The organism is Micromonospora mirobrigensis (assembly GCF_900091555.1).
Taxonomy (GTDB): domain Bacteria; phylum Actinomycetota; class Actinomycetes; order Mycobacteriales; family Micromonosporaceae; genus Micromonospora; species Micromonospora mirobrigensis.
In genome coordinates, this window is sequence record NZ_FMCX01000007.1 from 342,252 (window position 1) to 355,534 (window position 13,283).

A 13,283-nucleotide genomic window follows, 5' to 3' on the forward strand; every position below is an offset into this window, starting at 1 on the left:
CGGTCAGCCGGCGGCGCGCATCGGGCCGCCCCGCCCCCAGCGGTCGGTCACCGGCCCGGCCAACGGGTCGGCGGCCGGCCCGGCCAGCGGGTCGGTGGCGCTCCACGGGTCGGCGGCCGGCGCACCCACCGGTTCGCCGACGGCCCGCAGCTCGGCCAGCGCGGAGGTCACCCCGTGCAGCATGTCGGTGGCCTCCACCAGCCGGTCCGCCGCCGGGTGGGTGGTGCTGGGACGGGCGTCCTCGGCGACGTAGCCGGCCGCCGCGGCGACCAGCCCCTCGTACGCGGTCACTCCGCTGTCCAGCTGCCCGGCCAGGGCGCGGTGCGCCTCGGTCAACGAGGAGCGGGCGTCGGCCGGGGCGAGCCGCAGCGCGCGTTCCACGCTGGCCACCCGGGCCGCCAGGTCCCGCAGCGAATGGTCGGCGGCGGCCGCCTCGCGGACCGCCGGCTCGGCGAGACCGGTCAGCCGGCCGGCCATTCCGGCCAGGGTCAGCGCGGCCCGGTCCAGCCGGTTCCACGGCTCGGCCGCGTCGGTGCCACGCAGCGCCAACCGGGACCGGAGGCGGCGCGCCTCGGCGAGCACGCCCGGGCCGACCGGCAGCCGTTCCACGGCGGCCACCAGCCGGGCCCGGTTGCGGGCCGCGACGTCGGCCGGGTCGAGCGCCGGCGGGGCCGGCTGGGCGGCGAGGGCCCGCAGGTCGGTCCAGCGCCAGGCGGCCAGCGCGAGGGCACCGCCCGCGGCGCCGGCCCAGGCCGCGTCCGGCAGCCCGATCCCCGCGTACGGGACGAGCACGGCGGCGGACCCACCCAGCCCACCGGCGAGCACGCTCCACCGTCGGGCGGACCGGCGCAGCCGCGCCAGCCGTCGGAAGTGTCTCGCCCGCTCGTCCGCCATGCGTACCTCCTCGGCCCGGCCGCTCAGCCGGCGGCGGTGGTGTCCCCGGTGCCGCGCTCGCGCGACATGCTGGCCCGCAGCTCGTCGAGGCGGGCGGCGGCGGCCGGGTCGGCGGCCGGCGCTGCGGACTCGGTGCGCTGCTCCACGGCCGGTCGGTCCTGCCGGCCGGCGAGCTGCTCGCCGGCCATGCTGGAACGGATCTGCTCCAGCCGGGACGACCCGGCCGAGTCGAGGCTCGCCTTCTGGATCTCCAGCATCCGCCCCTCGACGGAGTTGCCGGCCAGCTCGGCCCGGCCCATCGCGGTGGCGTAGCGGCGTTCGATGCGGTCGCGCACCTCGTCCAGCGACGGGGTGTTCGCCGGGGTGGTGAGCGCCGACATCGACTCCAGCGACTGGGCGACGCTCTCCTGCATCTTGGCCTGCTCGAGCTGGCTGAGCAGCTTGGTGCGCTCGGCGAGCTTCTGCTGGAGGATCATCGAGTTGTTCTCCACCGCGCGCCGGGCCTGCGCCGCCGCGCCGAGTGCCTGGTCGTGCAGGGTCTTCAGGTCCTCGGTGGCCTGCTCGGCGGAGACCAGCTGGGTGGCCAGGGTCTGCGCGGACTGCTCGTAACGCCCGGCCTCGGCCTCGTCGCCCTTGGCCCGGGCCTGGTCGGCGAGGACCAGCGCCTGCCGGGCCATCGACTGCAACCGTTCGACCTCGGACATCTGCCGGGACAGCTTCATCTCGAGCTGGCGCTGGTTGCCGATCACCGCCGCCGCCTGTTGCACGAGCGCCTGGTGCTGGCGCTGCGCCTCCTCGACGGCCTGCTGGATCTGCACCTTGGGATCGGCGTGCTCGTCGATCCGGGCGCCGAAGAGCGCCATCAGGTATTTCCAACCCTTGACGAACGGGTTCGCCATCTCCGCGTTATCCCCTCAGTAGCGTCGCTCCGCCTCGGCCGGCCGGTCGGACCGGCCACGCGGCGATGTCTCCATCGTCCCAGGCGGACGCCAGGGCGGCATCCGTACGCCGGGAGCGGAAACGTCGAAGCGGCTCCCGATCAACCGTACGCGGCGACAACCACCCCGACCACGACGCGGCCGGCCGGGGTCAGGCGGCGCAGACCACGTCCCGCTCGGCGGGCCGGACCCGGCTGGTACGCAGAGTGGCCTTGAGCGGCGAGTCCTGCCGCACGGCGACGGAGACCTTGCCGTCCGAGGTGACCTGACGTACACCCCGGTTGGTCGACTTCCGCACCGCGGCGGCGGCCACGGGCGCGGGCTCGTCCTGGACGGGGACCAGCACGCCGGGCATCTGCTCGGCGAGCGCGACGGTGTCGCTGACCTCGCGCAGCAGCTCCGACAGGCGCGCGCCGAGGGCGTCGCAGATCGCCGCGAGCAGCTCGCTGGAGGGCTCCTTCTGGCCACGCTCGATCTCGGAGAGGTAGCCGAGGCTCACGTTGGCGGCGGAGGAGACCTCACGCAGGGTGCGGTGCTGCCCCTGCCGGCGGGCCCGCAGCGCGTCCCCGATCACACGGCGTAGCAGGACCATCGCACCTCCCCCTGACGGGTGTCACCGCTCCGCCGGGGCCGGGCCGGACGCGGCGGACCGCTCCGGCGCCGAACTGATCGTCGGAGCCTTCCCGCAACCGTACCCGGTGCGGGGCCCGCCGACATCCCACCCCGCCCCTCCGACTTCCCGCCGTCCCACATCCGGCGGCCCTACCGTCGCCCGGCCCCGGTGGCCGCCGCGCCGCCCCGCGCGGCCCGGTCGTCGACCCCGCCGTCCCCCGGGCCGGACGAGATGCCGCGCAGTTGCTCGCTGAGCAGCCGCAGCGCCTCGATCACCGCCGCGGAGCGGATGTGGTCGCGGCCGCCGTCCAGGTCGAGCCGGCGCACGGTGGCGCCGTCCGGACCGGCCACGGCCACGTAGACCAGCCCGACCGGCTTGCCGTCCTGCGGCTCCGGCCCGGCCACGCCGGTGGTGGCCAGCCCCCAGTCGGCGCCGCACCGCCGCCGGCCGCCCTCGGCCAGCGCCACGGCGACGTCCGGGTCGACCGGCCCGCGCTCGGCGAGCAGATCCTCCGGCACCCCGGCGAGCTGCGCCTTCAACTCGGTGGCGTAGGTGACCAGGCCGCCCCGGTAGATGCCGCTCACCCCGGCGATCTCGACGATCGAGGCGGCCAGCAGCCCGCCGGTCAGTGACTCGACGGTCGCCAGGGTCTGGTGCCGCTCGCTCAGGCTGTGCACCGCTCCGGCCGCGGGGCTGCCCGCCGGCCGCCGGTGCTGCGCATCCGTCTCCGTCTCCATGGCGTCACACCCTTCCCCGACCCCGCCGACCTACTCATCCTCCCAGCCCGCCCACCCCCCGACACCCACCCCCGAAGATCCGGGTCGGAGCAGAGGGCGTCGCGGCGTCAGGGGCGGGCGGGGCGGCGCAGGCGGACGGCCTGGACGATGTAGTCGAAGCCGGTGGCCACGGTGACCACCACCGCCGCACCCATGATCCACGGACCGACCGGGGCCAGGGCGGCGGGCATCGGCCAGAGGTACCAGGCGATGGCGAGGATCTGGAGCGCCGTCTTGACCTTGCCGCCGCGGCTGGCCGCGATCACACCGTGCCGGATCACCCAGAACCGCAGCGCGGTGATGCCCAGCTCGCGGGCGAGGATCACCACGGTCACCCACCAGGGCAGCCGGTCGTAGACGGAGAGCAGCACCAGCGCCGCGCCGGTGAGCGCCTTGTCGGCGATCGGGTCGGCCACCTTGCCGACCGAGGTGACCAGGCCGAACCGGCGGGCGATCCAGCCGTCGACCAGGTCGGTGACCGAGGCGAAGGCGAAGACCAGGCTGGCCGCGACGCGCCAGCCGGCGTGGGTCATCCCCGAGGCGGCGACCAGCACCACGAAGACGGGCACCAGCACGAGCCGCAGCAGGGTGAGCCCGTTGGCCGCGTTCAGCACCGGCACCTGGGGCACCGCCGCTGCCGGGGTGGACTCCGCCGCCCCGGTCACGCGGATGCCCCGCTCCAGCGGTGGTGGTGGATCCGGCACCGCGCCACGTGGTTCCCCCGCTCCGCTCGGGCCCGCCGTCACCGGGTCGCGCCGGGCGCCGCCGAGATCATCTCATCCGGCACCGCGACGAGGTCGACGCCCTCGGTCGCGGTCACCGTGGCGCGGACCAGGTCGCCCGGGCGCAGGGCCGCCAGGTCGACGCCGCCACCGCTCGGGGCGACCAGGGTGGTCGAGCCGTCCACCTCGGGCGCCTGGTGGGTCGCGCGGCCCTCGACCACGCCGTCGGCGACCGTGTCGACCAGCACCTCGACGGTGGAGCCGAGCCGCTCCTCGGCCCGCTGCGAGCAGAGCTCGTCGGCGAGCGCGCTGAGCCGGTCGTACCGGCGCTTGACGGTGGCGGCGGAGACCTTGCCGGGCAGGCCGGCGGCCTCGGTGCCGTCCTCGTCGCTGTAGTCGAACATGCCGATCGCGTCGAGCCGCGCCTCGGTCAGGAACCGGACCAGCTCGGCGACGTCCTGCTTCGTCTCGCCGGGGAAGCCGACGATGAAGTTGCTGCGCGCGCCCGCCTCCGGGGCCAGGGCGCGGGCCGAGGCCAGCAGCTCCAGGAACCGGTCGGTGGAGCCGAACCGCCGCATCCGGCGCAGCACCGGCTCGCTGGAGTGCTGGAACGACAGGTCGAAGTACGCGGCCACGCCCGGCGTGGTGGCGATCACCTCGACCAGGCCGGGCCGGGTCTCGGCGGGCTGGAGGTAGCTGGCGCGTACCCGGACGATGCCGTCGATCGCGGCGAGCTGCGGCAGCAGCTTCTCCAGCGCCCGCGGGTCGCCCAGGTCCTTGCCGTACGAGGTGGAGTTCTCGCTGACCAGCACCAGCTCGCGGACGCCGGTCCTGGCCAGCCACTCGGCCTCGGCGAGCAGCTCGTCGGGGGTACGCGAGACGAACGCCCCACGGAACGCGGGGATGGCGCAGAACGCGCAGCGCCGGTCGCAGCCGCTGGCGAGCTTGAGCGACGCGACCGGCCCGGTGTCGAGCCGGTGCCGCAGCACCTGCCGCAGGTGGGCCGGGGTGTGCTCGTCGGTCTCCGGGCTCACCCGGGTCGGGGTGCCGTGGCCCGGCAGCGACACCGCCGCGTCGCGCCGCTTGACCGGGGTCAGCGGCAGCAGTTCGCGCCGGTCGCGTGGGGTGTGCGCGTCGATCGACTCGCCGGCCACCACGGCGTCCAACCGGGCGGCGATGTCCGGGTAGTCGTCGAAGCTGAGCACCGCCTGCGCCTCGGGGAGGCTGTCGGCGAGTTCCCGTCCGTACCGCTCGGCCATGCAGCCGGCGGCGACCACCTTGGCGCCGGTGTCGGCGGCGGCGAGCAGCGTCTGGATCGAGTCCTGCTTGGCCTTCTCCACGAAGCCGCAGGTGTTGACGACCACCACGTCGGCGCCTTCGCCGTCGGTGGTGACCTGCCAGCCGTCGGCGTGCAGCCGGGCGGCGAGCTCCTCCGAGTCGACCTCGTTACGGGCGCAGCCCAGGGTCAGCAGGGCGACCCGGCGGCCGTCGGACGGGGAAGGGGGCGTGGCAGACACCAATCGAGGGTACCGGTCGCAGCGGGAACCCTCGGCGAAGGAGGGCCCCCGGCGCACGCAGACCGGCGGCGGATGCGGCGACGATCACACCGCCGGGGCGCCGACCCGGACCAACCGGTCCAGCAGGAACACCTCCGTGCCGGCCAGGCCGGTGGAACAGAAGACCGTGATCTGGTCCGCGCCGGTCCGGCCGGGGACCGCCCCGGCCAGCACCGCGCCCAGGTCACCCAGCCGACCGGCGTACGGCGGGAGGGCGGCCAGCATCGGCGGGACGTACGCGGCGGCCTGGGCCGGCGAGTCGGTGACCAGCAGGTCGGCGCGGTCCAACAGGTCGGGGCCGAACTCGTGCCGGTCGACCTGCTTGAAGCCGACGGTGTTGACGTGGGTGCCCGGGGCGAGGTCGGCGGCGTCGAGCACCGGCGTGACGCTGGTGGTGGCGAGCACCACGATCGCCCGGTCGGTGACCGCCTCGCGGGCGGTGCCGACCGCCCGGGCGGGGATGTCCAGCTCGGCGCGGACCCGGGCGGCGAAGGCCTCGCGTCGGGCGGCCGATCGGCTGTGCACCAGCACCTCGCGCAGCGGGCGTACGGCGGCGGTGGCCCAGACCTGGGTCCAGGCCTGCCGGCCGGAGCCGATCACGCCGAACGTGGTGGCGTCCGGCCGGGCCAGCGCGGCGACGGCCGCCCCGCCCAGTCCCCCGGTACGCCGGGAGCCCAGCTCCTCGCCGACCGCGATGGCCCGCACCGCGCCGGTACGCCCGTCGTGCAGCACCACCACCTGTTCCGCCTCGGGGTGGCCGAAGGTGTCGTAGGAGCGGTAGCCGTACCACTCGCCGGTCAGGTGGCCGGCGGTGAGCACCATCCGCCCGCCGCCCAGCGGGGCGGCGGCCCGGGGCGGGGCGACCAGCCGCCCCCGGTACGCGGCGAGCAGGGCGTCCCGCATGGCGGCGACGGCGCCCGGGGCGTCCAGCGCGGTGGCGACGTCGGCGTCGGAGAAGAGCAGGGCCATGCCGTCCATCCTGCAACCTGAAGTCAGGTTGAGATCCACCCGTGGTGGCCCTCGTCACCACACCGGCCGCGACGTCCGACCGCCGGTGCTAGCGTCGGATCCGGCGGCACCGGGCGAGGTGTCCGGGCCGCCCCGGACGAGTCGTGGGCGTACCCGGTGAAGGTAAGACGCCCCGTGACCACCCGACTCGTCCCGGCCCCGGCGGCCGGGCCCGTACCCGTGAAGGTGACCGTCATGGCCTGGACCGTTCTGGTGCTCTCCGGTCTGCTGGAGACCGCGTGGGCGATCGCCCTGGACCGCAGCGCCGGCTTCACCCGCCCCCTCCAGACCGCCGTCTTCGCGGTCACCCTGGTCGGCAGCATGGCCGGCCTGGCGTACGCGTTGCGCGACATCCCGGTCGGCACCGGCTACGCGGTCTGGGTGGGCATCGGCGCGGTGGGAACGGCCGTGGTCGGCATGCTGGCCCTCGGCGAGTCGGCCAGCCTGCCCCGGATCGCCTGCCTGGCGCTGGTGGTGGCCGGGGTGGTCGGGCTGAAGCTCTTCCACTGATCCGCCGGGAAGAGTCCCTGCTGGGCGCTGTCGGCGACGAAGCGTAGCCCGAGCGCCGACTGGGTAGAGATCGATGCGCCACAGCACCCGGCTCTCATCACGGAGGACGTCATGGCCGACATGCACACCAGCACCGCCCGCCCGCGCAGCAGCGCCGCCCGGATCTGCACCATCCTGGGCTTCGTCTTCGCCGTCCTGGCGGTCTTCTTCTTCCCGCTGCTGTTCGGCATCGTCGGCCTGGTCCTCGGCATCGTCGGCGCGGTGATGGGCGACAAGCCGCTGGGCTGGTACGCCGCCGCCGCGAGCGTGGCCGGCGCCGTGCTCGGCATGGTGCTCGCCGCCATCGTCCTGAACTCCTGACCCACCCGCGACGAAGGCCCGCCGGATCCCGGCGGGCCTTCGTCGTACGCGGAACCCGCCGCAGCGGCTATTCGCCCTCGCCGCGCAGCCCGCCCAGCACGTCCTCCAGCTCGTCCGGCTTGACCAGCACGTCGCGCGCCTTGGAACCCTCGGACGGGCCGACCACGCCCCGGGTCTCCATCAGGTCCATCAACCGGCCCGCCTTGGCGAAGCCCACCCGCAGCTTGCGCTGGAGCATCGAGGTCGAGCCGAACTGCGAGGTGACCACCAGCTCCACGGCCTGCACCAGCAGGTCCAGGTCGTCGCCGATGTCCTCGTCGATCTTCTTCCTGCTGTCCTGGGCGGGAGCCAGCACGTCCGGACGGAACTCCGGCTCCCGCTGGTCCTTGCAGAACTTGACCACGTCGCCGATCTCGCGCTCGGTCACCCAGGCGCCCTGGATCCTTATCGGCTTGGACGCGCCCATCGGCAGGAAGAGCCCGTCACCGCGGCCGAGCAGCTTCTCCGCGCCCGGCTGGTCGAGGATGACCCGGGAGTCGGCCAGCGACGAGGTGGCGAAGGCCAGCCGGGACGGCACGTTGGCCTTGATCAGGCCGGTCACCACGTCGACCGAGGGACGCTGGGTGGCCAGCACCAGGTGGATGCCGGCGGCCCGGGCGAGCTGGGTGATCCGGACGATGGAGTCCTCGACGTCGCGCGGGGCGACCATCATCAGGTCGGCCAGCTCGTCCACGATCACCAGCAGGTACGGGTAGGGCCGCAGCTCCCGCTCGACGCCGGGCGGGGCCTTGATCTCGCCGCTGCGCACCTTGCGGTTGAAGTCGTCGATGTGCCGGACCCCGTTGGCGGCGAGATCGTCGTAGCGCATGTCCATCTCGCGGACGACCCACTCCAGCGAGTCGGCGGCCTTCTTGGCGTTGGTCACGATCGGGGTGACCAGGTGCGGGATGCCCTCGTAGCCGGTCATCTCGACCCGCTTCGGGTCGATCAGCAGCAGCCGCACCTCGTCCGGGGTGGCCCGGGTCAGGATGGACACGAGCAGGGAGTTCAGGCAGGAGCTCTTCCCGGCTCCCGTGGCCCCGGCAATGAGGATGTGCGGCATCTTCGCGAGGTTGGCCACCACGAAGCCGCCCTCGATGTCCTTGCCGAGGGCGACCACCATCGGGTGGTGGTCGCTGGTGGCGGCCCGGGAGCGCAGCACGTCGCCGAGGGCCACGTTCTCCGGGTCGGTGTTCGGGATCTCCACGCCGACCGCGCTCTTGCCCGGGATCGGGCTGAGGATCCGCACGTCGGGCGACTTCACCGCGTACGCGATGTTGCGGGAGAGCTGGGTGATCCGCTCCACCTTGACCCCGTGGCCCAGCTCGACCTCGTAGCGGGTGACGGTCGGGCCGCGGGTGAAGCCGGTGACCGCGGCGTCCACGTCGAACTGGTCGAAGACGCCGGTCAGCGCGGCGATCACCTCGTCGTTGGCCTTGCTGCGGGTCTTCGGCGCGGCGCCGCTGCCGAGCATGTTCGCCGGGGGCAGCGTGTAGTCGCCGGCCAGCCCGTTTATCTCCAGCTGCTCGGCGCGGGTGGGCAGCGGCGAGTGCTCCGGCGGCTCGACCGGCTTGCGGCTGGCCGGCACCTTGGACGGTGGCTTGCGGGGCAGCACGATCGTGTCCTGGAGGTCCACCCCCTCGCCGGGCTCCTCGAAGTCGTCCAGGTCCACCGGCGGCGGCAGCCGCTTGGCCGGGCGGCGACGGGCCGGCTTCTCGACCACCTCGACGACCTCGACGTCGTCCGCCTCGGGCGGCGCGACCAGGGTGCCGGCGAGCAGGCCGAGCCGTTCCGGGATCTTGTTGATCGGCGTGGCGGTGACCACCAGCAGCCCGAAGACCAGCAGCAGGATCAGCAGCGGCACCGCCACCCAGGCGGTGACGGCGCGTTCGAGCAGGTCACCGATCCCGGCGCCGACCAGGCCACCGGCGTAGTCCCGCTGGACCTGGTCGACCGGGTGCTGCCCGATGTGGAGCATCGCCGCGGTGGCGACCAGCATCGAGGACCAGCCCACCAGGCCACGGCCGCGGTGGTCCGGATCCGGGTCGGTGCGCATCAGCCGCCACGCGCCGATCATCAACAGCACCGGGACGATCACGGCGATCGAGCCGAGGAAGAGGCGCATCGTGTCGGCCAACCGGGCGCCCAGCGGGCCCGCGCCGGCGAACCAGATCGCCACCGCGCTGAGGATGGCCAGGCCGAACAGGAGCAACCCGCCGCCGTCGCGGCGGTGCTCCGGGTCCAGGTCACGGGCGGAGGCGACCTGCCGGCCGGCGCCGCGCACCGCCCAGCCGACGCCGTGCGCCAGCCCCATCCAGACCGCGCCCACGCCCCGTCCGACGTAGACGGCCAGGCCGGTGCGGGCCGGTGGACGCCGTCGCGCGGTCGCCCGGGTCGCCTTCTTCGCCGGCTGGCGGGCACGACTGTTCGTCGTGTTGCGCGACGACGCGCCGCGCCGCCGGCTCGCCTGAGAGGTACGGCCCGCCATACAGTCACCGTAACGGTGGGACCCGGTGGATCGCCGCTTTTCGTCCGCGCGTCGCAGCACGGTCCGCGCCGTCCGTTGTGTTATTCGCCGCAGAAGGGATCCCGGATGGCGTCGCCGGAGATCGAGGACGGTCCGGACGGTCCGCTGGCCGGGCACCCCCGCGCGCTGCGCCCGCTGACCGGGGAGCTGGTCGCCGCGGTGCTCGGCGCCCGGGGGTACGTCGTCTCGGCCGACGACGACGGCGACCTGGTGGGGCGCTGGGACGACAGCCTGGTCTGGTTCCTGTGCCTGGGCCGGTCCGGCGAGGTGCTCCAGATCCGCACCGTCGCCGCGCCCACCTTCGGCATCGAACAGGTTCCCGACCTGTACGCCTTCTGCAACGCCTGGAACCATGACCGGCTCTGGCCGAAGGCGTACGTGCACGTGGACGACGACGGGCGGGCGCTGGTGTGCGGCGAGACCATCACCGACCTGGAGGCCGGGGTGACGCCGCACCAGCTCGACCAGTTGCTGGACTGCGGCATCACCACCGGTTGCCAGCTCGCGGCGGCGGTCCGCGCCCTGCCCGGCGGGACCCGCCGGTGAGACCGGCCCGGGACCGGTCGCCGGCCCAGGCCCTGGCCGACGCGCGTGACCTGCCCGACGGTCCGGCCCGGGCGGCCGCGCTGGAACGGGTCGCCCGGCAGGCCGACGCCCGCAGCGACCTGCGCTGCGGGGTCGAGGCCCGGCTCGCGCTGGTCGAGGCGTACCTGCACCTCGGGGAGCGTTGGCGGCTGGCCGATCCGGTCCGCCGCTGCCGGGACGCCCTGGACCGGGCGCCGCACCTGCTCGACGCGCATCCCACCGAGGCGGAGACGCTGCGCCGCTACCAGGGGTACGCGGTGGAGGCGGTGTTCGGCACCCCGCGGGCCGGCCTGGAGCAGGCCCGTTCCCTCCTGGCCGACCTGGCGAACAGGGGTGACCCGGACGGGGAACTGGTCGCCCAGCTGCGCTGCCGGCTGGCCGACCACCTCGGCGACGAGCCGACCGCCCGCCACGAGTACGCGCGCTGGCGGGCCGCCGTCCCCGACCCGGCGGCGGGCTGCCCGGCCTGTGCTCTGGTCCGGCAGGCGGAGCTGCTGGCCGGTTGGGGTGACACCCGGGGCGCGCTGGAGACGTTGGCCCCGGTGCTGGACGGCGACGTCGACTGCACCGACCAGCCGGAGCGGGCGCTGGCGGTGGCGCAGCTGCCCTGGCTGCGCCTCGGCGAGCCGGAGCGGGCGGCGCGGGCGCACGTCCGGGCGTACCGGCGGCACCGCCGGGAGCCGACCGGCCTGCCGTACCTCGCGAGCCACCTGCGTTTCTGCGCGCTCGGCGGGCACCTCGACCGGGGGCTGGACATCCTCGCCGAGCAGCTGCCCCGGCTCGCCGGCTGCCCCGACGACCTGGCCGCGATGGAGTTCGCCGCCGCGGGGGCGCTGCTCTGCGGGCTCGCCGTGGCGGCCGGCCGGGGTGACCGGCGGTTCCACCGCCCGGGCCCGGGCGGCCGGCGCGGCGCCGAGGCGGACGTCGCCGCGCTCGGCGCGGAGCTGCTGGCCCGGGCGCACCGGCTGGCCGGCAGCTTCGACGCCCGCAACGGCACCGGTCACCAGTCCGGCCGGGTCGCCTCCTGGCTGGCCGAAGGGCCACTCGCCGCGCCGGTGCCGCTGCCGCCGGACGACGACGATCCCGCTGCGACGGACGATCCGGAGGACGACGGCGGACCGGTGCCGCTGCGGGTGCCGGTGATCGCCGCCGCGCTGGCCGGGCGGGGGGACGGGTACACCGTCGAGGGGGACACGGTGACCGGCCGCTGGGGCGGGGCGGTGATCCGGTTCCGCCCGGCCGGCGAGGGCGGCGACATCCTGCACGCCCGGGTGGTCGCCGACCGCCGCCTGCCCACCGGCCGGCTCGCCGAGGCGTACGCGTTCTGCAACGCCTGGAACCACGACCGGCTGATGCCGAAGGCGTACGTGCACCAGCGCGACGGCGAGCTGGTGCTGGCCGGGGACGTGACCGTCGACCTGGCGCACGGGGTGGCTCCGGCCCAGCTGACGGTGCTGGTCACCGCCACGGTCAACACCGGCGTGGCGTACGCGGAGGCGGTCGCCGCGCTGCCCTGACCCGAAAGTGTCGGCCAGCCGACTCGATGTGGACCGCAACCCCCGCAACCGGGTGGCGCTCGCCGGTGTGTGGAGGGAGTCAACGCATCGAGACCTCACGGGGAGCCCCCAATTGTTCCGCACCCTGATCACGGGTTCCGTCGCCGCCGCAGCCGCGGCCGCCGCGGCCACCCTCGCCCTTCCGCTGGCGGCGACCGCCGCCCCGGCCACGCCGACCGCCGCCCCGACGGCGAGCCCGTCGGCCACCTCCACGCCGACCGCCCCGGCGTCCACGAAGGCGACTCCCACGACCGCCGCCGACACCGGGCGGATCGAGGCGATGGTGGACCTGGTCAACCTGCACGGGGACCCGTGGCGGCCGGTGGCCGACCTGACGGTCAACCTGCGCAACGAGTCCGCGAAGCCGGAGAAGGCCTACTTCATGCTGGAGGTGCCGGCCAACCTCGGCATCGACTACAGGTACGACGACTGCAAGCAGCAGCCGGGCGGCGGGACGCGCAAGGCGATCTGCGGATGGGCCCAGCTCGGCGCGCACGACAGCGGCATCTTCCGGCTGGGGCTGGTCTCGCTGGCCAAGAAGCCGATCTTCGGCCAGACCGACTGGGGTTCGGTGACGGGGCGTACCGCCTCGGGGGTCTCCGGCCAGAAGCGCGACTTCAAGATCGTCTGGCCGGACCGGACGTCGCTGCGGCTGCGCGCCTCGGCGAAGTACGACCCCGACGCCAGCACGACCGTGACCGCCACCGTGACCAACACCGGCAGCTTCGCGATCAGCGGCTACTCGCTGATGCTGCGGACCGACGCGAAGCGGCTGACGCCGGCCTGCCGGGAGCCCAGCCGGGGCCACAACACCTGCGAGATCGAGCGCAAGGTCAGGCTGGCCCCCGGCGCCACCGACACCGTCAAGCTGCGGCTGGTCGGCCTGCCGAACCGGGACACCCTGCACCTCACGCTCGCTCCCGAGCAGCGGTACACCAACAGGGACACCGTCGTGGTCCTGCGCCTGGGGGTCGCCGGGGACGAGAGCCGGCCGGCCGAGCCCACCCCGAGCCGCTCCACGGCGCCCGGCCAGGCCGCCGGCGACAACTCCGGCTCCGGCTCCGGTGCTGAACTACCGCGGACCGGCGCGACCGTCGGCACGTACGCCATGGCGGGTGGCGGGCTGGTGACCGTCGGCGGCGCGCTGCTGCTGCTCCGCCGCCGCCGGCACCGCTTCACGGCCTGACCCCTTCCCCGGC

Annotated in this window: 12 protein-coding genes, 1 pseudogene and 1 riboswitch; of the genes and pseudogenes, 5 read left to right on the plus strand and 8 right to left on the minus strand. The window is 74.9% G+C overall.

What is annotated here, in order from left to right:
• Positions 1 to 141: 141 nt before the first annotated feature.
• The 7 genes and pseudogenes from pspM to GA0070564_RS23290 all read right to left on the minus strand — a co-directional run.
• A pseudogene (pspM, locus tag GA0070564_RS23260) lies at positions 142 to 894 on the minus strand (phage shock envelope stress response protein PspM); the annotation flags it as partial.
• Positions 895 to 917: 23 nt separating this feature from the next.
• Complete coding sequence (locus tag GA0070564_RS23265) at positions 918 to 1,793, minus strand: PspA/IM30 family protein (RefSeq protein WP_091612655.1); 876 nt, start codon at positions 1,791 to 1,793, stop codon at positions 918 to 920.
• A 190-nt stretch (positions 1,794 to 1,983) separates the two neighbouring features.
• On the minus strand, positions 1,984 to 2,424 hold the full coding sequence (locus GA0070564_RS23270; RefSeq protein WP_091612660.1) for a helix-turn-helix domain-containing protein: 441 nt from the start codon (positions 2,422 to 2,424) through the stop codon (positions 1,984 to 1,986).
• Positions 2,425 to 2,594: 170 nt separating this feature from the next.
• Positions 2,595 to 3,182, minus strand: a complete 588-nt coding sequence (locus tag GA0070564_RS23275) for a CinA family protein (RefSeq protein ID WP_091612665.1) — start codon at positions 3,180 to 3,182, stop codon at positions 2,595 to 2,597.
• A 107-nt stretch (positions 3,183 to 3,289) separates the two neighbouring features.
• The gene (gene pgsA, locus GA0070564_RS23280; RefSeq protein ID WP_091612668.1) at positions 3,290 to 3,886 is read right to left on the minus strand and encodes a CDP-diacylglycerol--glycerol-3-phosphate 3-phosphatidyltransferase; all 597 of its coding nucleotides are present in this window, start codon (positions 3,884 to 3,886) and stop codon (positions 3,290 to 3,292) included.
• Positions 3,887 to 3,963: 77 nt separating this feature from the next.
• The gene (rimO, locus tag GA0070564_RS23285) at positions 3,964 to 5,463 is read right to left on the minus strand and encodes a 30S ribosomal protein S12 methylthiotransferase RimO (protein ID WP_091612671.1); all 1,500 of its coding nucleotides are present in this window, start codon (positions 5,461 to 5,463) and stop codon (positions 3,964 to 3,966) included.
• 81 nt (positions 5,464 to 5,544) lie between these two features.
• Positions 5,545 to 6,468, minus strand: a complete 924-nt coding sequence (locus GA0070564_RS23290) for an ornithine cyclodeaminase family protein (RefSeq protein WP_091612866.1) — start codon at positions 6,466 to 6,468, stop codon at positions 5,545 to 5,547.
• Positions 6,469 to 6,583: 115 nt separating this feature from the next.
• Positions 6,584 to 6,645: riboswitch (guanidine-III (ykkC-III) riboswitch) on the plus strand.
• Between the two features lie 57 nt (positions 6,646 to 6,702).
• Here GA0070564_RS23290 and GA0070564_RS23295 point away from each other — a divergent pair.
• Complete coding sequence (locus GA0070564_RS23295; RefSeq protein WP_091612869.1) at positions 6,703 to 7,017, plus strand: DMT family transporter; 315 nt, start codon at positions 6,703 to 6,705, stop codon at positions 7,015 to 7,017.
• A 111-nt stretch (positions 7,018 to 7,128) separates the two neighbouring features.
• A complete protein-coding gene (locus GA0070564_RS23300; RefSeq protein ID WP_091612675.1) occupies positions 7,129 to 7,377 on the plus strand; it encodes a hypothetical protein in 249 nt (82 codons plus the stop codon).
• 67 nt (positions 7,378 to 7,444) lie between these two features.
• Here the strand turns inward: GA0070564_RS23300 and GA0070564_RS23305 are convergent, their stop codons facing one another.
• A complete protein-coding gene (locus tag GA0070564_RS23305) occupies positions 7,445 to 9,904 on the minus strand; it encodes an FtsK/SpoIIIE family DNA translocase (protein WP_091612678.1) in 2,460 nt (819 codons plus the stop codon).
• Between the two features lie 105 nt (positions 9,905 to 10,009).
• Between GA0070564_RS23305 and GA0070564_RS23310 the strand changes: the two genes are divergently transcribed.
• The 3 genes from GA0070564_RS23310 to GA0070564_RS23320 all read left to right on the plus strand — a co-directional run bounded on the left by GA0070564_RS23310 (position 10,010) and on the right by GA0070564_RS23320 (position 13,270).
• Entirely contained in the window at positions 10,010 to 10,489 is a 480-nt protein-coding gene (locus tag GA0070564_RS23310; RefSeq protein ID WP_091612682.1) for a type III secretion system chaperone family protein, read from the plus strand.
• Positions 10,438 to 12,045, plus strand: coding sequence for a YbjN domain-containing protein (locus tag GA0070564_RS23315; protein ID WP_425412518.1), 1,608 nt, complete (start codon positions 10,438 to 10,440; stop codon positions 12,043 to 12,045). Before GA0070564_RS23310 ends, GA0070564_RS23315 begins: the two co-directional genes overlap by 52 nt.
• 112 nt (positions 12,046 to 12,157) lie before the next feature.
• Positions 12,158 to 13,270, plus strand: a complete 1,113-nt coding sequence (locus GA0070564_RS23320; RefSeq protein WP_091612690.1) for an LPXTG cell wall anchor domain-containing protein — start codon at positions 12,158 to 12,160, stop codon at positions 13,268 to 13,270.
• Positions 13,271 to 13,283: the final 13 nt, after the last annotated feature.

Coding starts and splice junctions, on each gene's coding strand:
- GA0070564_RS23290 (WP_091612866.1), bottom strand. CDS start 6,468: ATGGCCCTGCTCTTCTCCGACGCCGACGTCGCCACCGCGCTGGACGCC.
- GA0070564_RS23310 (WP_091612682.1), top strand. CDS start 10,010: ATGGCGTCGCCGGAGATCGAGGACGGTCCGGACGGTCCGCTGGCCGGG.
- GA0070564_RS23270 (WP_091612660.1), bottom strand. CDS start 2,424: ATGGTCCTGCTACGCCGTGTGATCGGGGACGCGCTGCGGGCCCGCCGG.
- GA0070564_RS23305 (WP_091612678.1), bottom strand. CDS start 9,904: ATGGCGGGCCGTACCTCTCAGGCGAGCCGGCGGCGCGGCGCGTCGTCG.
- GA0070564_RS23275 (WP_091612665.1), bottom strand. CDS start 3,182: ATGGAGACGGAGACGGATGCGCAGCACCGGCGGCCGGCGGGCAGCCCC.
- GA0070564_RS23295 (WP_091612869.1), top strand. CDS start 6,703: ATGGCCTGGACCGTTCTGGTGCTCTCCGGTCTGCTGGAGACCGCGTGG.
- GA0070564_RS23265 (WP_091612655.1), bottom strand. CDS start 1,793: ATGGCGAACCCGTTCGTCAAGGGTTGGAAATACCTGATGGCGCTCTTC.
- GA0070564_RS23300 (WP_091612675.1), top strand. CDS start 7,129: ATGGCCGACATGCACACCAGCACCGCCCGCCCGCGCAGCAGCGCCGCC.